Source organism: Streptomyces sp. NBC_00670 (assembly GCF_036226765.1).
Classification (GTDB): domain Bacteria; phylum Actinomycetota; class Actinomycetes; order Streptomycetales; family Streptomycetaceae; genus Streptomyces.
In genome coordinates this window covers 1,589,226-1,608,818 of the sequence record NZ_CP109017.1, presented here as the reverse complement: position 1 = coordinate 1,608,818, position 19,593 = coordinate 1,589,226, and the positions used below count along the sequence as shown (strand labels likewise).

Annotated in this window: 16 protein-coding genes; 15 read left to right on the top strand and 1 reads right to left on the bottom strand. The window is 72.6% G+C overall.

Translation table 11 applies throughout. The features are described from left to right. Nucleotides 1-61: 61 nt before the first annotated feature. Entirely contained in the window at nt 62-1,210 is a 1,149-nt protein-coding gene (locus OIE12_RS07160) for a glycosyltransferase family 4 protein (RefSeq protein ID WP_329132892.1), read from the top strand. Between the two features lie 50 nt (nt 1,211-1,260). Here the strand turns inward: OIE12_RS07160 and OIE12_RS07155 are convergent, their stop codons facing one another. Beyond that, on the bottom strand, nt 1,261-3,063 hold the full coding sequence (locus tag OIE12_RS07155; RefSeq protein WP_329132890.1) for a glycoside hydrolase family 15 protein: 1,803 nt from the start codon (nt 3,061-3,063) through the stop codon (nt 1,261-1,263). 735 nt (nt 3,064-3,798) lie between these two features. On the opposite strand from OIE12_RS07155, the gene OIE12_RS07150 reads away from it, so the two are divergent. From OIE12_RS07150 to der, 14 genes are all read left to right on the top strand, one after another. Then, nucleotides 3,799-5,466, top strand: coding sequence for a CTP synthase (locus OIE12_RS07150; protein WP_329132888.1), 1,668 nt, complete (start codon nt 3,799-3,801; stop codon nt 5,464-5,466). A 133-nt stretch (nt 5,467-5,599) separates the two neighbouring features. Further along, complete coding sequence (locus OIE12_RS07145) at nt 5,600-6,226, top strand: NUDIX hydrolase (RefSeq protein WP_329132886.1); 627 nt, start codon at nt 5,600-5,602, stop codon at nt 6,224-6,226. 171 nt (nt 6,227-6,397) lie between these two features. Then, nucleotides 6,398-8,500 (top strand): tetratricopeptide repeat protein, encoded by a 2,103-nt coding sequence (locus OIE12_RS07140; RefSeq protein WP_329132884.1) that lies wholly within the window; start codon nt 6,398-6,400, stop codon nt 8,498-8,500. Nucleotides 8,501-8,691: 191 nt separating this feature from the next. Next, nucleotides 8,692-9,816, top strand: coding sequence for an alanine dehydrogenase (gene ald / locus OIE12_RS07135; RefSeq protein ID WP_329132881.1), 1,125 nt, complete (start codon nt 8,692-8,694; stop codon nt 9,814-9,816). Between the two features lie 445 nt (nt 9,817-10,261). Next, complete coding sequence (locus OIE12_RS07130; RefSeq protein ID WP_329132879.1) at nt 10,262-11,395, top strand: ParA family protein; 1,134 nt, start codon at nt 10,262-10,264, stop codon at nt 11,393-11,395. Then, nucleotides 11,380-11,988, top strand: coding sequence for a hypothetical protein (locus OIE12_RS07125; protein ID WP_329132878.1), 609 nt, complete (start codon nt 11,380-11,382; stop codon nt 11,986-11,988). Before OIE12_RS07130 ends, OIE12_RS07125 begins: the two co-directional genes overlap by 16 nt. Nucleotides 11,989-12,140: 152 nt before the next feature. Continuing rightward, the gene (locus OIE12_RS07120) at nt 12,141-13,145 is read left to right on the top strand and encodes a segregation and condensation protein A (protein WP_329132876.1); all 1,005 of its coding nucleotides are present in this window, start codon (nt 12,141-12,143) and stop codon (nt 13,143-13,145) included. After that, nucleotides 13,142-13,840 carry an SMC-Scp complex subunit ScpB gene (scpB, locus tag OIE12_RS07115; protein ID WP_329132874.1) on the top strand — a complete coding sequence of 233 codons (699 nt, stop codon included), beginning with the start codon at nt 13,142-13,144 and terminating at the stop codon, nt 13,838-13,840. The genes OIE12_RS07120 and scpB overlap by 4 nt, the downstream gene beginning before the upstream one ends. Next, nucleotides 13,840-14,940 (top strand): pseudouridine synthase, encoded by a 1,101-nt coding sequence (locus OIE12_RS07110; RefSeq protein ID WP_329132872.1) that lies wholly within the window; start codon nt 13,840-13,842, stop codon nt 14,938-14,940. Before scpB ends, OIE12_RS07110 begins: the two co-directional genes overlap by 1 nt. Before the next feature lie 124 nt (nt 14,941-15,064). Next, on the top strand, nt 15,065-15,427 hold the full coding sequence (gene aroH, locus OIE12_RS07105) for a chorismate mutase (protein ID WP_329141755.1): 363 nt from the start codon (nt 15,065-15,067) through the stop codon (nt 15,425-15,427). Further along, nucleotides 15,424-16,518: a prephenate dehydrogenase gene (locus OIE12_RS07100; RefSeq protein WP_329132870.1), complete on the top strand. Its 1,095-nt coding sequence runs from the start codon at nt 15,424-15,426 to the stop codon at nt 16,516-16,518. Before aroH ends, OIE12_RS07100 begins: the two co-directional genes overlap by 4 nt. Nucleotides 16,519-16,656: 138 nt before the next feature. Next, nucleotides 16,657-17,337: a (d)CMP kinase gene (cmk, locus tag OIE12_RS07095; RefSeq protein WP_329132868.1), complete on the top strand. Its 681-nt coding sequence runs from the start codon at nt 16,657-16,659 to the stop codon at nt 17,335-17,337. After that, complete coding sequence (locus tag OIE12_RS07090; RefSeq protein ID WP_443053773.1) at nt 17,295-18,002, top strand: lysophospholipid acyltransferase family protein; 708 nt, start codon at nt 17,295-17,297, stop codon at nt 18,000-18,002. The genes cmk and OIE12_RS07090 overlap by 43 nt, the downstream gene beginning before the upstream one ends. Nucleotides 18,003-18,076: 74 nt before the next feature. Then, on the top strand, nt 18,077-19,558 hold the full coding sequence (gene der, locus OIE12_RS07085; RefSeq protein ID WP_329132864.1) for a ribosome biogenesis GTPase Der: 1,482 nt from the start codon (nt 18,077-18,079) through the stop codon (nt 19,556-19,558). Nucleotides 19,559-19,593: the final 35 nt, after the last annotated feature.

The following is a 19,593-nucleotide window of genomic DNA, read 5'->3' as shown; positions in this document are numbered from 1 at the left end:
CCGTACGTTGCACCGTGAACCGCCCGAAACCGTTCGACGCCGAACCAGGAGCCCCGCCCACGTGACCCTCGTGAGCAGCCAGTCGCCGCCCGGACAGCCGCCGCAGGGGCAGTCGCCGCTGCACGCCGTGCAGGTGCTCGGCGGCGGCAGCGCGGGCAGCAGCGCGCACGTGCGGTCACTTGCCGCCGGGCTGGTCGCCAGGGGCGTGCGCGTGACCGTGTGCGCCCCCGACGAGGCGGAACGCACCTACGACTTCACCGGCGCCGGCGCCGCTCACGTCGCCGTGGCGCGCAGCACCGATCCGTCCTCCGTCGCCGCGCTGCGCGCCGTCTGCGCCGACGCCGACCTGGTGCACGCCCACGGGCTGCACGCGGGGCTGCGGGCCTCCCTCGCGCTGGGCCGCCGGGTGCCGTTCGTCGTCACCTGGCACACCCGCGCGCACGCCGAGGGGCCCCGTGCGCATCTGCTGCGGCTGCTGGAGCGGCGGGTCGCCAAGGCCGCGTCCATCCTGCTCGGCACGTCCTCCGACCTCGTCGACCGGGCGCGGCAGCGGGGGGCGCGGGACGCCCGGCTCGCCGCCGTCGCGCTTCCGGCGCCAGGCGGGGCCGGCGCGGGCGACGCCGACGGCTCCGCCGCGTCCAAGGCCCGTGCCGAACTCGGCGCCGTGGAGCGGCCGTTGCTCCTTGCCGCCGGTGCGCTCGAACGGCACCGGGGGCACGAGGTGCTGCTCGACGCGGTGCGGGTGTGGCGGCGCCACGAGCCCGAGCCGTTGCTCGTGATCGCGGGGGAGGGGCCGCTGCGGCCGGAGTTGCAGCGGCGCATCGAGGAGGAGCGGCTGCCGGTGCGGCTGCTGGGCAGCCGGGAGGACGTCACGGAACTGCTCGCCGCGGCGGATCTGGCGGTGCTGTCGAGCAGTTGGGAATCGCGGTCGGTGCTGGCGCAGGAGGCGCTGCGGACGGGTGTACCGCTGGTGGCGACGGCGGTGGGGGGAACCCCCGAGCTCGTCGGGGACGCCGCGGAGTTGGTCCCCTACGGGGACGCGGAGGCGCTGGGCGCGGCGGTGGTGCGGTTGTTGGGGGACGCGGGGCGGCGGGCGTGGCTCGTGGAGCGCGGGGTGTGGCAGGCGGGGACGTGGCCCACGGAGGACGCGACGGTCGCGCAGGTGCTGAGCGTGTACGACGAGCTGACGTTGCCGGTGCGGTTCGCTTGAGTGCGGAAGGAAGCCCCGCGCCCCTGGCAGAGGCGCGGGGAAAACATCGCTTACCCCCCGTACGCCCCCGACGCCGTCAGGCGCAGAGCCGTGTCGATGAGGGGGACGTGGCTGAAGGCCTGGGGGAAGTTGCCCACCTGGCGTTGCAGGCGAGGGTCCCATTCCTCGGCCAGGAGGCCGAGGTCGTTGCGCAGGGCCAGCAGCTTCTCGAAGAGGCGGCGGGCCTCGTCGACCCGGCCGATCATCGCCAGGTCGTCCGCCATCCAGAACGAGCAGGCCAGGAAGGCCCCCTCGTCGCCCGGCAGCCCGTCCACGCCCTCGTCGGAGCCCGATGTCGGGTACCGCAGGATGAAGCCGTCCGCCGTGGACAGCTCGCGCTGGATCGCCTCGATGGTGCCGATGACGCGCTTGTCGTCCGGTGGCAGGAAGCCCATCTGCGGGATCAACAGCAGGGACGCGTCCAGTTCCTTGGAGCCGTAGGACTGCGTGAAGGTGTTGCGCTCCTTGTCGTAGCCCCGCTCGCACACGTCGCGGTGGATGTCGTCGCGCAGCTGCTTCCAGCGTTCCAGCGGGCCGTCGGCGTCGCCGGACTCGATCAGCTTGATGGTGCGGTCGACCGCGACCCAGGCCATCACCTTGGAGTGCACGAAGTGGCGGCGCGGGCCGCGCACCTCCCAGATGCCCTCGTCGGGCTCGTCCCAGTGGTCCTCGAGGTAGCGGATCAGCCTGAGCTGGAGGACGGAGGCGTAGTCGTTGCGGGCGAGCCCCGTCATGTGGCCCAGGTGCAGGGCCTCGGTGACCTCGCCGTAGACGTCGAGCTGGAGCTGGCTGGCGGCGCCGTTGCCGATGCGCACCGGCGCGGAGTGCTCGTAGCCCGGCAGCCAGTCCAGCTCCGCCTCGCCGAGCTCGCGTTCGCCGGCGATGCCGTACATGATCTGCAGGTTCTCCGGGTCGCCCGCGACCGCGCGCAGCAGCCACTCGCGCCAGGCGCGGGCTTCCTCGCGGTAGCCGGTGCGCAGCAGCGAGGAGAGCGTGATGGCCGCGTCGCGCAGCCAGGTGTAGCGGTAGTCCCAGTTGCGCACGCCGCCGATGTGCTCCGGCAGCGAGGTGGTGGGCGCGGCGACGATGCCGCCGGTGGGGGCGTACGTCAGGGCCTTGAGCGTGATCAGGGAGCGGACCACGGCCTCGCGGTAGGGGCCGTGGTACGTACAGTGCCCGACCCACTCGCGCCAGAACTCCTCGGTGGCCTCCAGGGACTGCTCCGGCTCGGGCAGCGGCGGCGGCTCCTTGTGCGAGGGCTGCCAGGAGACGGTGAAGGCGACGCGCTCACCGGGCGCGACGGTGAAGTCGTTGTACGTGGTCAGCGACTTGCCGTAGGTCTCCGCCCCGGTGTCGAACCACACCGAGTCGGGGCCGGCGACGGCGACGGTGCGGCCCTCGTGCTTGTGCACCCAGGGGGTGATCCGCCCGTAGGAGAACCGCATCCGCAGCACCGACCGCATGGGGACGCGGCCGGTGACGCCCTCGACGATCCGCACGAGCTGCGGGGCGCCGTCGCGCGGGGGCATGAAATCGGTCACCCTGACCGTTCCGCGTGGTGTGTCCCACTCGGACTCCAGGACGAGTGACTCGCCGCGGTAGCCGCGGCGGGTCGCGGTCGGCGGCTCGGCGTCGGAGGCATGGGCCGGCCCGAGGCGCCAGAAGCCGTGTTCCTCCGTGCCGAGCAGCCCCGCGAAGACGGCGTGGGAGTCGAAGCGGGGCAGGCACAGCCAGTCCACTGTGCCGTCCCGGCAGACCAGTGCGGCGGTCTGCATGTCTCCGATGAGTGCGTAGTCTTCGATACGCCCGGCCACGTGCAACTCCAGTCGAACGGCCACGTCGCCCCGCATGGGGCGGTCGCTCTTTGCGGTCAAGGGGTCGGTGTGAAACGTCGTCGCACACCGATCCCGTTCGGGAAAATATGCAGGAAATATGCGGTCGATGTGCAACGAACTGACGAGCTCGTCTTGTTCCGGTGGCGGGCGGGGGTGTGCCGTTTGCCGGGGTGCTCGGCAGCGAGTGTCCGAGCAGGATACGACGCACCCGGGTGGTGCGCGTGCCGCTCCGGGCAACGCGGGTGACCCGAACGAGTGAGCATCGGGTGAGAACCGTGGAGGCGTGGCGTGTCCGTGGTGACACGTGCGCGGAGCGTGGCCGAAAGCGGTCGCTCGTAATGGCCGAAGACGGGTCGGAAGCGGACGCTCCGGACGCCCGACGGGTGCCCCGACGGCTTTCGGCCCCGGCCCGGAACACGTCCGGAAAGATCCCCGGGGAGGACGGCGGGAGAACCCCGGGAGGACCGCGGAGGAACCCGGGAAGGCCGGACGCGGAACCCGGGGAGGCCTGCGGCGGAACCCCGGGGAAGGCGGCGGGAGCATCCCGGGAGGGAGCCGCTGGGAGCGGCTCCTCTCCGTCGCTGTTACGCTGGTAGCCCGTGGACCGGTGGACTTCAAACCCCCGAACCGCAGCGACGGCGCCCCCGGAAACCTCCGGAAAGCAACGCGCCGCTCCGCACTCCAGACCGCGACCACGGGAGCCCCCTCTTGGCCATGCCGCCCGCTGCTTTCCGCAACAGCACAGCCACGACGACCAAGCACATCTTCGTCACCGGGGGTGTCGCCTCCTCGCTCGGCAAGGGCCTGACCGCCTCCAGCCTCGGCATGCTGCTCAAGGCCCGGGGCCTGCGGGTCGTGATGCAGAAGCTCGACCCCTACCTGAACGTCGACCCCGGCACGATGAACCCCTTCCAGCACGGTGAGGTCTTCGTCACCAACGACGGCGCCGAGACCGACCTGGACATCGGCCACTACGAGCGGTTCCTCGACCGCGATCTGGACGGCTCCGCCAACGTCACCACCGGCCAGGTGTACTCCACGGTGATCGCCAAGGAGCGGCGCGGCGAGTACCTGGGCGACACCGTGCAGGTCATCCCGCACATCACCAACGAGATCAAGCACCGCATCCGGCGCATGGCCACCGACGAGGTGGACGTCGTCATCACGGAGGTCGGCGGCACGGTCGGCGACATCGAGTCGCTGCCCTTCCTGGAGACCGTCCGCCAGGTCCGCCACGAGGTGGGCCGCGACAACGTCTTCGTCGTGCACATCTCCCTGCTGCCCTACATCGGCCCCTCCGGCGAGCTGAAGACCAAGCCGACCCAGCACTCCGTCGCCGCCCTGCGCAACATCGGCATCCAGCCGGACGCGATCGTGCTGCGCTGCGACCGCGAGGTGCCCACCGCCATCAAGCGGAAGATCTCGCTGATGTGCGACGTCGACGAGGCCGCCGTGGTCGCCTGCCCGGACGCCCGCTCGATCTACGACATCCCCAAGACCGTGCACGGCGAGGGCCTGGACGCCTATGTCGTCCGCAAGCTGGACCTGCCGTTCCGCGACGTGGACTGGACGACCTGGGACGACCTGCTCGACCGCGTCCACAACCCCGACCACGAGGTCACCCTCGCCCTCGTCGGCAAGTACATCGACCTGCCCGACGCCTACCTCTCCGTCACCGAGGCCCTGCGCGCCGGCGGCTTCGCCAACAAGGCCCGCGTGAAGATCAAGTGGGTCACCTCCGACGACTGCAAGACCCCGGCGGGCGCCGCCCGCGAACTCGGCGACGTCGACGCCATCTGCATCCCCGGCGGCTTCGGCGAGCGCGGCGTGACCGGCAAGGTCGGCGCCATCCGGTACGCCCGTGAGCAGCGCATCCCGCTGCTCGGCCTCTGCCTCGGCCTCCAGTGCGTCGTGATCGAGGCCGCGCGCAACCTGGCCGGCGTGGACGACGCCAACTCCACCGAGTTCGACCCGGCCACCGCCCACCCGGTCATCTCCACCATGGCCGAACAGCTCGACATCGTCGCAGGTGAGGGCGACATGGGCGGCACCATGCGGCTCGGCATGTACCCGGCCAAGCTCGCCGAGGGCTCGATCGTGCGCGAGGTGTACGACGGCAAGGAGTACGTCGAGGAGCGCCACCGCCACCGCTACGAGGTGAACAACACCTACCGCGCGGAGCTGGAGAAGAAGGCCGGGCTGCTGTTCTCCGGCACCTCCCCGGACGGCAAGCTCGTGGAGTACCTGGAGTACCCGCGCGAGGTCCACCCCTACCTGGTGGCCACCCAGGCCCACCCGGAGCTGCGCTCCCGCCCGACCCGCCCGCACCCGCTCTTCGCCGGGCTGGTCAAGGCGGCGGTCGCGCGCAAGACCGCGAAGTAGCCGGACGGCCGTCGGGGCGTACGACGGCTGTACGGTGGCCGGGGTGCGGGTCCCCGGAACCCCGGGGTTCCGACGGGCGCGCACCCCGGTTTCGCGCACATGGGGCCCCTGCGGCTCATGGGGAAGGACAGGCATGACGATCAAGGACGCCGCCGAGGAGTGGGAGATCCGGGGCACCGGGACTCCCTTCCGGGGCAACAAGACCTCCGTCCGCACCGACGAGGTGGTCATGCCCGACGGGTCGGTCGCACGCCGGGACTACCAGGTGCACCCCGGCTCGGTGGCCGTCCTCGCCCTGGACGACGAGGACCGCGTCCTGGTGCTGCGCCAGTACCGCCACCCGGTGCGCCAGCGGCTGTGGGAGATCCCGGCCGGGCTGCTCGACGTCCCCGGTGAGAACCCGCTGCACGCCGCGCAGCGCGAGCTGTACGAGGAGGCGCACGTCAAGGCCGAGGACTGGCGGGTCCTCACCGACGTCTACACCACCCCCGGCGGCTGCGACGAGGCCGTGCGGATCTTCCTCGCCCGTGATCTGTCCGAGGCGGAGGGGGAGCGGTTCGAGGTCGAGCACGAGGAGGCCGACATGGAGCTCGCCCGGGTGCCCGTGGCCGAGCTGGTGCGCGGGGTGCTCGCCGGGGAGCTGCACAACAACTGCCTCGTCGTCGGCGCGCTGTCGCTCGTGGCGGCGCGGAACGGAGAGGGCCTGGACGCCCTGCGCCCGGCGCTCGCCCCGTGGCCGGCCCGCCCGTTCGAGGCGTGAGCACGCTCCCCCCTGGCAAGTCCTACGATCGCCTGATCCGATCGGGTGAGCCGCGTGCCGTGCCCGCCCCGGTCCGCCGGGAAGGGCACGGAGCGTCAACTAGGCTCTGACGGACGACCCGTGCGGAGTGCGGCGGGTCCGTGCGCGCGCAGTGGGACGGGAGCGTGACCCGTGACGGATCAGGCGGTGGACACCGACGGCGGCGGACTGCCCGGCCCCGCGCCGGACACGGCCCCCGCCGGGCGCCGGCTCCCGGAGAGCCGGTCCCCGGAGCGACCGGCCGACGACCGCCGGCACCCCGATCGCTCCGCCCCCGACGCCGAGTTCCTCGGCCGCGCCCACGAACTGCGGGAACTGCGCGCCGACATCGCCCGCGCCGGCCTCGACACCCTCTCCGGCCGCAAGGCCCCCCGCGCCCGGGTACTGCTCATTGCCGGGCGCCCGGGTCAGGGCCGCACCGCCCTCGCCGAGGAACTGCTGCGAAGGGTGGCCGACCGCTATGAGGACGGAGTCCTGCGCGCCCGCCTGAGCGAACCCGACGGCACCCCCGTCCCCACCGAGCGCACCGCCCGGCAGCTGCTGGCCGCGCTCGGCCGGCCCGTACCGCCCGGGGCCGACGAGGACGAGCTGAGCCAGTTGCTGCGCGACGCCCTCGGCGAGCGGCGCGTACTGCTCCTGCTGGACGACGCGGCCGGCGCCGAACAGGTCGACGCGCTGCTGCCGGACAGCCCCGACTGCCTCGTCGTCGCCGTCTCCCGAGGGCCGCTGACCGGCATCTCCGACGTCCGCCCCTGCACGGTCGGCGGCCTGGACACCGCCTCCGCGGTGACCCTGCTCGCCCGCCGCACCGGCGCCGTCCGCATCACCGTCGACCCGCGCGCCGCCGAGCAGCTCGCCGAGACGTGCGGCGGCCAGCCCGCCGCGCTGGTCCTCGCCGGGGGCTGGCTGGCCGCCCGGCCCAAGGCCGCCGTCGCCGACGTCACCCGGCATCTGGACGCCGACACCGAGGGCGGCGCCCCGCTCTCCCGCGTCTTCCGGCTCGCCTACGCCGGACTGCCCGCCGGTGCGCGGCGGATGCTGCGGCTGCTCTCCCTCGTCCCCGCCGTCCCGGCCGACCCGCACACCGCCTCCGCACTGGCCGGCTGCTCGATGGGCGCCGCCCGCGGCGTCCTCGACGAGTGCGTGGACGCCGGGTTCCTGCACCGCCTGCCCACCGAACTGCCGCAGTACGAGGTCCCCGGCTGCCTCCAGCCCCTGCTGCGCGCCCGCGCCGAGGCCGAGGACCGCCCCGGCGAGCTGCGCCTCGCCCGCGCCCGGATGCTGGAGCGCACCCTGCGGCTGCTGCAGTCCTGCCGTGCCGTCACCGAGACCGACAGCCCCGCCTCCCGGGAGAAACTGCTGGCCACCCCGCCCGCGCTGCGCTTCGCCGACCCGCGTGCCGCCGCCGACTGGCTGCGCGCCCGGCAGCCCGCGCTGCTGGCCGCCGCCCGGCTCGCCGTCGCCGACGGGGAGCTGGACACCCTGGCCCGCCGGCTGATGTCACAGCTGGTGCGCGCCATGGTGGCGCACCTCGGCACCCAGGCCGCCGCGCCCGAGCTGTACGGCATCCACCGGCTCGTCCTCGACGTCGCCGAACGCCGCCACCTGCCCCGGGAACGGGCGGCGGCGCTGCTCAACCTCGCCGACCTGGACGCCCGGGCCGGGCGCGACCGGGACGCGCTGACCCGCTACCGGGCCGCGCTGGACGCCGGGCGTGAGGCGGGCGACCCGTACGCGACCGGCCGCGCGACGGAATCCGTCGGCGCCGCCCACCTGGCGCTGGGGGATCCCGACCGGGCCGCCGACTGGTTCGGGCGGGCGCTCGCCCAGCGGCTCGCCCGGGACGAGCGCGCGGACGCCGCCCGGCTGCACGGCCGCATCGGCGGGGCGCACGCCCGGGCGGGGCGGTACGCGGAGGCGCTGCGCTCCTGGCGGTCCGCGGTCACCGGGCACCGGCGCGGCGGCGACGTCGTCGCACAGGCGCGGGCGCTGGGCGAGCTGGCCGGGGTGCAGGAGGCCGCGGGACGCGCGGACGAGGCACTTCAGACGTATCAGGAGGCGGTCGAACTGGCCCGGCGCGCGGAGGACGGACGGTTGCAGTCGGCCCTGCACACCCGGCTCGCCGAGGCACTGGAGCGCACGGGCGATCCGGCGGGGGCCCGGCTGCACCGGGGCGCCGCCGAGCGGCTGCGGGCGGCGGAGCCCGGCACGGCACCGGACGGCGCAGAAGCGTGACGGCAAGGAACACAGCCTGAAACACCTACGAAATCCGTAGTGCATCCGCAGAAGATTTGCCCTTTGGAAGGCTGGACAGAGGGAACACCTTCATTAGACTGATTTGGCCGCACCTTCTCGTGCGGTCTGCCCCGGTGTGCCCTCACGCGTCCGGGTATGTAGTCATTGACGTTTCCTGCGAACCAAGGACCGTGATCGACGTGAAGGTCGGTATTCCCCGCGAGGTCAAGAACAACGAGTTCCGCGTGGCCATCACCCCGGCCGGTGTGCACGAGCTCGTTCGAGGGGGTCACCAGGTCGTGGTGGAGCGGGGCGCGGGCCTCGGTTCCTCCCTCACGGACGACGAGTACACCGCCGCCGGCGCCCGCATCCTGGACACCGCCGACGAGGTGTGGGCGGCGGCCGATCTGCTGCTGAAGGTGAAGGAGCCGGTGGCCGAGGAGTACCACCGGCTGCGCAAGGACCAGATCCTCTTCACCTATCTGCACCTGGCCGCCTCCAAGGAGTGCACCGACGCACTGCTGGAGTCGGGCACCACCGCCATCGCCTACGAGACCGTCGAACTGCCCGGCCGCGCGCTGCCGCTGCTCGCGCCCATGTCCGAGGTGGCCGGCCGGCTCGCCCCGCAGGTCGGCGCCTACCACCTGATGCGCGCGGGCGGCGGGCGCGGGGTGCTGCCCGGCGGCGTCCCCGGCGTGCCGGCCGGGCGGGCCGTCGTCATCGGCGGCGGCGTCTCCGGCTGGAACGCCGCACAGATCGCCATCGGCATGGGCTTCCACGTGACCCTGCTCGACAAGGACATCAACAAGCTCAAGGAAGCCGACAAGATCTTCGGCACCCGGATCCAGACCGTCGTCTCCAACGCCTTCGAACTGGAGCGGGCGTGCCTGGAGGCCGACCTCGTCATCGGCGCGGTGCTCGTCCCGGGCGCCAAGGCGCCGAAACTGGTCACCAACGAACTGGTCTCCCGGATGAAGCCGGGAAGTGTCCTTGTCGACATCGCGATCGACCAGGGCGGCTGCTTCGAGGACTCCCGCCCCACCACGCACGCCGAACCGGCCTTCCCGGTGCACGAGTCGGTGTTCTACTGCGTCGCCAACATGCCCGGCGCCGTCCCCAACACCTCCACCTACGCGCTCACCAACGCCACGCTGCCGTACATCGTGGAACTGGCCGACCGGGGCTGGGTGGAGGCGCTGCGCCGCGACCCCGCGCTCGCCAAGGGGCTCAACGTCCATGAGGGCAAGGTGGTTTACAAGGAGGTCGCCGAGGCACACGGCCTGGAGCACGTGGAGCTGTCCACCCTGCTCGGCTGAGCGGCGGGGGCACGGCGCGCTCCGTCGTGCCGTCACATCTCTCCGCAAGTCGCCTGTGCCACAAGGCGACAGGTCAACATTCGCGGTCAACGCCGCGCACCCGGCCGGACCTTGTCGACAAGGTCCGGCCGGGTGTGTGTATGGTCACTTTGCGACGCTCGTTCAACTCGTCGCAAAAACAACCGTTCTACCGATTCGCGCACGGGACGAATCCGGCATTCAGCAGCTGTACGCCCTCCGTACGCCCTTGACAGGGGGATGTTTCATTGCCGACACATCGGGCCGGGTCCGGCGGATTGTGTTGCTGCGGACGGCCGACACGCCATAGAGTCGCCAACCGTCGGCATGGTGCCACGCTGACCTGTCTAGAAGTTTCCTGGTCACCAAGGAGGTAAGACGACTTGTGAACGAGTCGACATTCACTCCCGGGGGTGGTCAACCAGGAATGCCTGCGCGAGGGTCGGACCCCGCGAGGCTCGAGGCTGTCGGCTCCGTCGCTGTCCGTACCTTCGCAGCCCACCAGAGCCACAGCCCCCACATGGCTCCGACAGCACACCAGAGCATGGATGGCCCACACGTGAACGCCATGGCCGGCGACAGCAGGGGCGAGGTGCACAACCACTTCGCCGACTACGACGAACTGCCCGACGGGCACTTCTACGACCCCGACGCGGAGTACGAGCCCGACCCCGAGTACGCGGCCACGCTCGCGCCCGACGCGGCCCGTCAGCGGCGTGAGCGCATCGGACCGACCGGGCGTCCGCTGCCGTACTTCCCCATCCCGGGCCCGCTCACGGACCACGGCCCCGCGAAGATCATCGCGATGTGCAACCAGAAGGGCGGCGTCGGCAAGACGACGTCGACCATCAACCTGGGCGCCGCGCTCGCGGAGTACGGACGCCGGGTGCTGCTCGTCGACTTCGACCCGCAGGGCGCGCTGTCCGTGGGGCTCGGGGTCAACCCGATGGAACTCGACCTCACGGTCTACAACCTGCTCATGGAGCGGGGCATGGCCGCCGACGAGGTGCTGCTGAAGACCGCGGTCCCCAACATGGACCTGCTGCCCAGCAACATCGACCTCTCGGCCGCCGAGGTGCAGCTCGTGTCGGAGGTCGCGCGCGAGTCGACGCTGCAACGCGCGCTCAAGCCGCTGATGTCCGACTACGACTACATCGTCATCGACTGCCAGCCCTCGCTCGGCCTGCTCACGGTCAACGCGCTGACCGCCGCGCACAAGGTCATCGTGCCGCTGGAGTGCGAGTTCTTCGCGCTGCGCGGCGTCGCGCTGCTCACCGAGACGATCGAGAAGGTCCAGGAGCGGCTCAACCCCGAGCTGGAGCTCGACGGCATCCTCGCCACGATGTACGACTCGCGCACGGTGCACAGCCGTGAGGTGCTCGCGCGTGTCGTCGAGGCGTTCGACGACCACGTGTACCACACGGTCATCGGACGGACGGTCCGCTTCCCGGAGACCACGGTCGCCGGTGAGCCGATCACCACGTACGCCTCCAACTCCGTCGGTGCCGCCGCCTATCGCCAGCTCGCCAGGGAGGTGCTCGCCCGGTGTCACGCCGAGTGAGTCTGCCGGGGGCCGACGAACTGTTCCGTACGACAGGGGGGATGGCGCTCCAGGCGTCCACCCCCCGGCGCCAGACCAACGGCGAGGCCCGGGTGCCGGCCCCCGCGGGGGAGGGCGACGCGGCCGCGGCCGCGGAGGACGCCCCGGCGGCGGTGCCGGTGCAGGGCGGCGACGGGGAGGGCGACGAACACGTCGCCGCGGACTCCGGCGCGGAGAGCGGTGAGTCCCGCGGGGCGCGCTCGCCGGGCGGGGCCGTGCCCGGGACGGGTGCCGGTGCGGGTGCCGCGACGGCACGGCGGCCGGGTGCGCCGGAGAGCGGTGGTGTGCCCGCCGCAGCGGCGCAGCCCCGTCGGCGCGGACGGAACGCGAATCGGCGGCCCAGTGGGCGGGAACGGCACGACGAGAAGATCACGGTCTATGTCTCCGCCGAGGAGTTGATGGACCTGGAGCACGCGCGGCTGGTGCTGCGCGGGGAGCACGGGCTGGCGGTGGATCGCGGCCGTATCGTCCGCGAGGCCGTTGCCGTGGTCCTGGCGGACCTGGAGCAGCGTGGGGACGCCAGCATCCTGGTGCGGCGGTTGCGGGGGCGGTAGGCGGCTTTTCCTCGCCCCCGCCGCCCCTTCCCTTCCCTTCCCGACCCCGGGGGCTGCGCCCCCGGACCCCCGAAAGATTGCGCAGTTCCCCGCGCCTTCAGCCAGGTCGGTGGCCCCGCGTCGTGGACGGCAGAAGGTAGCCTGCGAGCGCTATGACCCCGCCCGACTCCCCCCGCGGCCGGCGCCGACCTCTGGGCTCCGGCCCCGCCTCGCCCCACGCCCTCACGCCCCCCGAGCAGGCCGCCGCGCCATCGCCCCCCGCGCCGTCGTCCGAGCAGGCCGCCGAAGCGCCAACACCGCCCGAGCGCGTCGTCGACACGGAACCACTGCCCGAGTCGCCTGCCGAGCCGGACGGTGTGTTCACCGTGCGGTTGGTGAACTTCGAGGGGCCGTTCGATCTGTTGTTGCAGTTGATCTCGCGGCACAAGCTGGACGTCACCGAGGTCGCCCTGTCGAAGGTGACCGACGAGTTCATGGCGCACATCCGGGGGATGGGGAGCGACTGGGATCTGGACCGGACGACCGAGTTCCTCGTCGTCGCGGCCACCCTGCTCGACCTCAAGGCGGCCCGGCTGCTGCCCACCGCCGAGGTCGAGGACGAGGCCGACCTCGCCCTGCTGGAGGCGCGCGACCTGCTGTTCGCGCGACTGCTCCAGTACCGCGCGTACAAGCGGATCGCCGAGATCTTCCACGGGTGCGCCGAAGCCGAGGCCCGCCGCCATCCCCGTACCGTCGGCCTCGAACCGCACCACGCCGAGCTGCTCCCCGACGTCGTGATCAGCATCGGACCCGAGGGGTTCGCCCGGCTCGCCGTCAAGGCGATGCAGCCCAAGCCCAAGCCGCAGGTCTACGTCGACCACATCCACGCCCCGCTGGTGAGCGTCCGCGAGCAGGCCGGCATCGTCGTGGCCCGGCTGCGCGAGCTCGGCGAGGCCAGCTTCCGGATGCTCGTCGAGGACACCGACGACACCCTCACCGTCGTCGCCCGGTTCCTCGCCCTCCTGGAGCTCTACCGCGAGAAGGCCGTCGCCCTGGACCAGGAGACCGCCCTCGGCGAGCTGCTGGTCCGCTGGACCGGCGGCGACGGTGACCAACAGCCCACCGTCACGGACGAGTTCGACCGCCCGCAGGAGAAGAAGGAGGAGAAGGACGCGTGAGTGAGCAGTTCGCCGGTGAGCCGGAGGCCGGCACCGGCCCCGCCCTCGACCCCGTCGCCGGGCTCGACCTCAAGCCCGCCCTCGAGGCCGTCCTCATGGTCGTCGACGAGCCCGCCACCGAGGCGCACCTCGCCAAGATCCTCCAGCGGCCCCGCCGCGAGATCACCCGCGCCCTGCGCGAGCTGGCCGACGAGTACACGGCACAGCGCCGCGGCTTCGAGCTGCGCTTCGTCGCGAACGGCTGGCGCTTCTACACCCGCGCCGACTACGCCCCCGCCGTCGAACGCTTCGTCCTGGACGGGCAGCAGGCCCGGCTCACCCAGGCGGCGCTGGAGACCCTCGCGGTCGTCGCCTACCGCCAGCCGGTCAGCCGCAGCCGCGTCTCCGCCGTCCGCGGGGTCAACTGCGACGGCGTCATGCGCACCCTCCTCCAGCGCGGGCTGGTGGAGGAGGCGGGCACGGAACCCGAAACAGGTGCGATCCTGTACGTGACGACGAACTACTTCCTGGAGCGGATGGGCCTGCGCGGCCTGGACGAACTCCCGGAGCTCGCGCCCTTCCTCCCGGAGGCGGAGGCGATCGAGGCCGACACCCAGGAGGGCGTACCGTCGTTCGACCCGGACGCGCCGGACCCGGACGAGGACCGCGCCCCGGGCACCGGGATTCACTCGTACACGACGACGACGGAACTTTGATGCGAAGCAGCGGCAGCGGCAAGAGCGGCGGGCGCGGTAACCACCGCGGTGCCGGCAACAACAGGGACGACAGGCAGGGGCAGGGCGGCCGCCCCCGCCGGCCCCGCCCCGAGGAGCGCCGTTACGACGTCGGTCCCGGCGCCACCAAGGACGGCCCGAAGTCCGGCCGCGGCGACTCCGCACGGGGTGCCGGCGCGCGCGGCGGGGCCAAGGGCGGCCCCCGCCAGCCCCAGCAGGGCGGCGGCGGCACCGGCCGCGGCGGCCGTTCGGCCCCGGCCCGCTCCCGCGAGTACGAGGCCCGTGCCGAGGAGCGCAACCGCGAGCGGTACGCCGGCAAGAAGGACGTCCGGCCGCCGAAGACCTTCCCCGGCGCCGAGCAGGAGGGCGAGCGGCTCCAGAAGGTCCTCGCCCGCGCCGGCTACGGCTCCCGCCGCGCCTGCGAGGAGCTGATCGAGGACGCCCGCGTCGAGGTCAACGGCGAGATCGTGCTGGAGCAGGGCAAGCGGGTCGACCCCGAGCACGACGAGATCAAGGTCGACGGGCTCACCGTCGCCACGCAGTCGTACCAGTTCTTCTCGCTGAACAAGCCCGCCGGCGTCGTCTCCACGATGGAGGACCCCGACGGCCGGCAGTGCCTCGGTGACTACGTCACCAACCGCGAGACCCGGCTCTTCCACGTCGGCCGGCTCGACACCGAGACCGAGGGTGTCATCCTGCTCACTAACCACGGCGAGCTGGCCCACCGGCTGACCCACCCGCGCTACGGCGTGCGCAAGACCTACCTCGCGCACATCGTCGGCCCCATCCCGCGCGACCTCGGCAAGCGGCTCAAGGACGGCATCCAGCTCGAGGACGGGTACGCGCGCGCGGACCACTTCCGGGTGGTCGAGCAGACCGGCAAGAACTACCTCGTCGAGGTCACCCTGCACGAGGGCCGCAAGCACATCGTGCGGCGGATGCTGGCGGAGGCGGGGTTCCCGGTCGACAAGCTCGTCCGCACGGCGTTCGGCCCGATCACCCTGGGCGACCAGAAGTCGGGCTGGCTGCGGCGGCTGTCCAACACGGAGGTCGGCATGCTGATGCAGGAGGTCGAGCTGTAGGCCGGTGCCCCGCTCGTACCGTCTCGGCAGACGGGCGCCGGGGTCCCGGCGCCCTCCTCGCTGACTACGCTTGACCTACAGCATCTGCACGCACGCCGTAGGCGACATCAGCGAGGAGCAGCACGTGGCGGTACGAGCGGTCCGGGGCGCCGTCCAGCTCGAGCGGGACGAGGCCGGACACATGAGCGAGCAGGTCGGCGAGCTGCTCACCGCGCTGATGGAGCGGAACGGGCTGACCGCCGAGGACCTGATCAGCATCTGGTTCACGGCCACGCCCGATCTGCACAGCGACTTCCCGGCGGTCGCCGCCCGCAAGCTCGGCATCGTCGACGTGCCCCTGATCTGCGCCCAGGAACTCGACATCGCGGGCGCCATGCCCCGGGTCGTGCGGATACTCGCGCACGTCGAGACCGACCGGCCGCGGGCCGACATCGCCCACGTCTACCTCGGCGCCGCAGCCGCCCTGCGCAAGGACATCGCCCAGTGAGAACCGCACTCGTCCTCGGTACGGGGCTGATCGGCACCTCCGCCGCGCTCGCGCTGGCGCAGCGCGGCGTCACCGTGCACCTCGCCGACCACGACCCCGAGCAGGCCCGGACGGCCGCCGCGCTCGGCGCCGGCACCGACGAGACCCCCCAGGACCCGGTCGACCTGGTGCTCGTCGCCGCCCCGCCCGCCCACGTCGCCACCGTGCTCGCCGACGCCATGCGGCGCGGCCTCGGCTACGGCTACCTCGACGTGGCCAGCGTCAAGGGCGGCCCGCGCCGCGAACTGGCGTCCCTCGGCCTGGACGACGAGCTGCTCGCCCGCTACCTCGGCACGCACCCCATGTCCGGCCGCGAGAAGTCCGGGCCGCTGGCCGCCACCGGGGACCTCTTCGAGGGCCGCCCCTGGGTGCTGACCCCCACCCGGGACACCGACACCGAGGTGCTCAACCTCGCCCTCGAACTGGTCTCGCACTGCCGTGCCGTCCCCGTCGTGATGGACGCCGACGCCCACGACCGCGCCGTCGCGCTCGTCTCGCACATGCCGCACCTGGTGTCCAGCATGGTCGCCGCCCGGCTCCAGCACGCCGAGGAGAGCGCCGTACGGCTGTGCGGGCAGGGCATCCGGGACGTGACCCGGATCGCCGCCTCCGACCCCCGGATGTGGATCGACATCCTCTCCGCCAACCCGGGCCCCGTCGCCGACCTGCTCACCGACGTCGCCGCCGACCTCGACGACACCGTACGGGCCCTGCGCGCCCTGCAGTCCGCCGACGACGCCAAGCGGCGCGAGGGCACCGAGGGCATCGAGACCATCCTGCGGCGCGGCAACGCCGGACAGGTCCGGGTCCCCGGCAAGCACGGCAGCGCCCCGCGCGCCTACGAGGTCGTCGCCGTGCTCATCGACGACCAGCCGGGCCAGCTGGCCCGCATCTTCGCCGACGCGGGGATGGCCGGCGTCAACATCGAGGACGTCCGCATCGAGCACGCGACCGGGCAGCAGGCGGGTCACGTCCAGCTGATGGTGGAGCCGAGCCGCGCGCCCGTCCTCACGGCGGCGCTGCGGGAACGGGGCTGGGCGATCCGCCAGTGACCGTCCGCCGGTGACCGTCGGCGGTGGGCCGGGCTCGGCTGTCGGAGGGGTGCCGGTGAGCCAGTAACCTTGTGCGGGACGCTCTCGCGTCCCGCACCACCCTTCACCCACCACCCTGCACCTGGAAGGTGTTCCACCGTGGAAAGCGTCCCGGCAGTGATTGTCGCCATCGACGGCCCCTCCGGCACGGGCAAGTCGAGCACGTCGAAGGCCGTGGCCGCACAGCTCGGCCTGAGCTACCTGGACACCGGCGCCCAGTACCGGGCGATCACCTGGTGGATGGTGACCAACGGCATCGACATAGACGACCCGTCGGCGATCGCCGACGCGGCCGGCAAGCCCGAGATCGTCTCCGGCACCGACCCGGAGCGGCCGACGATCACGGTCGACGGCACCGACGTGGCCGGCCCGATCCGCACCCAGGAGGTCACCGCCAAGGTCAGCGCCGTCAGCGCGGTGCCCGAGGTGCGGGCCCGGATCACCGAGCTGCAGCGCTCGCTCGCCGCGGGTGCCACGCGGGGCATCGTCGTCGAGGGCCGCGACATCGGCACGACCGTGCTGCCCGACGCCGACCTGAAGATCTTCCTCACCGCCTCCCCGGAGGCGCGCGCCGCCCGCCGCAGCGGCGAGCTCAAGGGCGCCGACGTCAACGCGACCCGCGAGGCCCTGATCAAGCGGGACGCCGCCGACTCCGGCCGCAAGACCTCCCCGCTGGCCAAGGCGGACGACGCGGTCGAGGTGGACACCACCGAGCTGACCCTCCAGCAGGTCGTCGAGTGCGTCGTCACCCTCGTCGAGGAGAAGCGGGCCGGGAAGTGAGCCATCCGTCCGCGCCCCCGGCGGGAGCTGTCTCGGAGCGTGGTGCCGAGGTGGGCCGGCGCATCGGCGTCGGACTGATGTACGGGCTGTGGAAGCCGCGCGTCCTCGGCGCCTGGCGGGTGCCCACCACCGGTCCGCTGATCTTCGCCGTCAACCACTCGCACAACGTCGACGGCCCGATGGTCATGGGCGTGGCGCCCCGGCCGACGCACTTCCTGATCAAGAAGGAGGCGTTCGTCGGCCCGCTGGGACGCTTCCTGACCGGCATCGGCCAGCTGAAGGTGGACCGCCACGCCACCGACCGCACGGCCATCGGGCAGGCGCTCGGTGTGCTGGCGGACGGCGGAGTCCTGGGCATCTTCCCGGAGGGCACCCGGGGCGAGGGCGACTTCGCCTCGCTGCGCGCCGGGCTCGCCTACTTCGCGGTGCGCAGCGGCGCCCCGATCGTCCCGGTCGCGGTGCTGGGAAGCACGGACCGTCCCGGACGGTTGATAAAGGCGCTGCCCCCGCTGCGCTCGCGCGTGGACGTCGTCTTCGGCGAACCCTTCGAAGCGGGCGACGGCAGCGGGCGGCGCACCCGCAAGGCGCTGGACGAGGCCACCGAGCGCATCCAGAAGCGGCTCACCGCGCACCTGGAAAACGCCAGGCGCCTCACCGGGCGCTGAGTGACACTTGAGTAGTGGATCACCCGGTACAGGGGTGTTCCACCGATCACCACGATGAACGAGGTACGGACTTCATGAACGACCACATCCACTCCGAGGGCTCGGGCGAGGAGCACGACCACGGGGCGCTCGGCGACGCCGAGTACGCGCAGTTCATGGAGCTGGCCGCCGAAGAGGGCTTCGACATCGAGGACGTCGAGGGCGCGATCGAGGAGGCCGGGCACGGCCCGCTGCCGGTCCTCGCCGTCGTCGGCCGCCCCAATGTCGGCAAGTCGACACTGGTGAACCGGATCATCGGCCGCCGCGAGGCGGTCGTCGAGGACAAGCCGGGCGTCACCCGCGACCGCGTCACCTACGAGGCGGAGTGGGCCGGCCGCCGCTTCAAGGTCGTCGACACCGGCGGCTGGGAGCAGGACGTCCTCGGCATCGACGCCTCCGTCGCCGCGCAGGCCGAGTACGCGATCGAGGCCGCCGACGCGGTGGTCTTCGTCGTCGACGCCAAGGTCGGCGCGACCGACACCGACGAGGCCGTCGTCCGGCTGCTGCGCAAGGCGGGCAAGCCGGTGGTGCTGTGCGCCAACAAGGTCGACGGCCCGAGCGGCGAGGCCGACGCCTCCTACCTCTGGTCGCTCGGCCTCGGCGAACCGCACCCGGTCTCGGCGCTGCACGGCCGCGGCACCGGCGACATGCTGGACAAGGTCCTGGAGGCGCTGCCCGAGGCGCCGCGCGAGTCCTTCGGCGGGACCGGGATCGGCGGTCCGCGCCGTATCGCGCTCATCGGCCGGCCCAACGTCGGCAAGTCCTCGCTGCTGAACAAGGTGGCGGGCGAGGAGCGTGTCGTCGTCAACGAACTGGCGGGCACCACGCGCGACCCGGTCGACGAGCTGATCGAACTCGGCGGTGTGACCTGGAAGTTCGTCGACACGGCGGGCATCCGCAAGCGGGTCCACCTTCAGCAGGGCGCCGACTACTACGCCTCGCTGCGCACCGCGGCCGCGGTGGAGAAGGCGGAGGTCGCGGTCATCCTGATCGACGCGTCCGAGTCCATCTCGGTCCAGGACCAGCGGATCGTGACCATGGCGGTCGAGGCCGGCCGTGCGGTCGTCCTCGCCTTCAACAAGTGGGACACGCTCGACGAGGAGCGCCGCTACTACCTGGAGCGGGAGATCGAGACGGAGCTGGGCCAGGTGGCGTGGGCGCCGCGGGTCAACGTCTCGGCGCGCACCGGGCGGCACATGGAGAAGCTGGTCCCCGCGGTCGAGACCGCGCTGGCCGGCTGGGAGACGCGGGTGCCGACGGGGCGGCTCAACGCGTTCCTCGGCGAGCTGGTCGCCGCGCATCCGCACCCGATCCGGGGCGGCAAGCAGCCGCGCATCCTCTTCGGTACCCAGGCGGGCACCAAGCCGCCGCGGTTCGTGCTGTTCGCCTCCGGGTTCATCGAGGCGGGGTACCGGCGGTTCATCGAGCGGCGGCTGCGGGAGGAGTTCGGCTTCGAGGGGACGCCGATCCACATCTCGGTGCGGGTGCGGGAAAAGCGCGGCGCGAAGAAGAAGTGACGGGCGGGCGGGCGGCGGCGGTCGGGTTGTCCCGG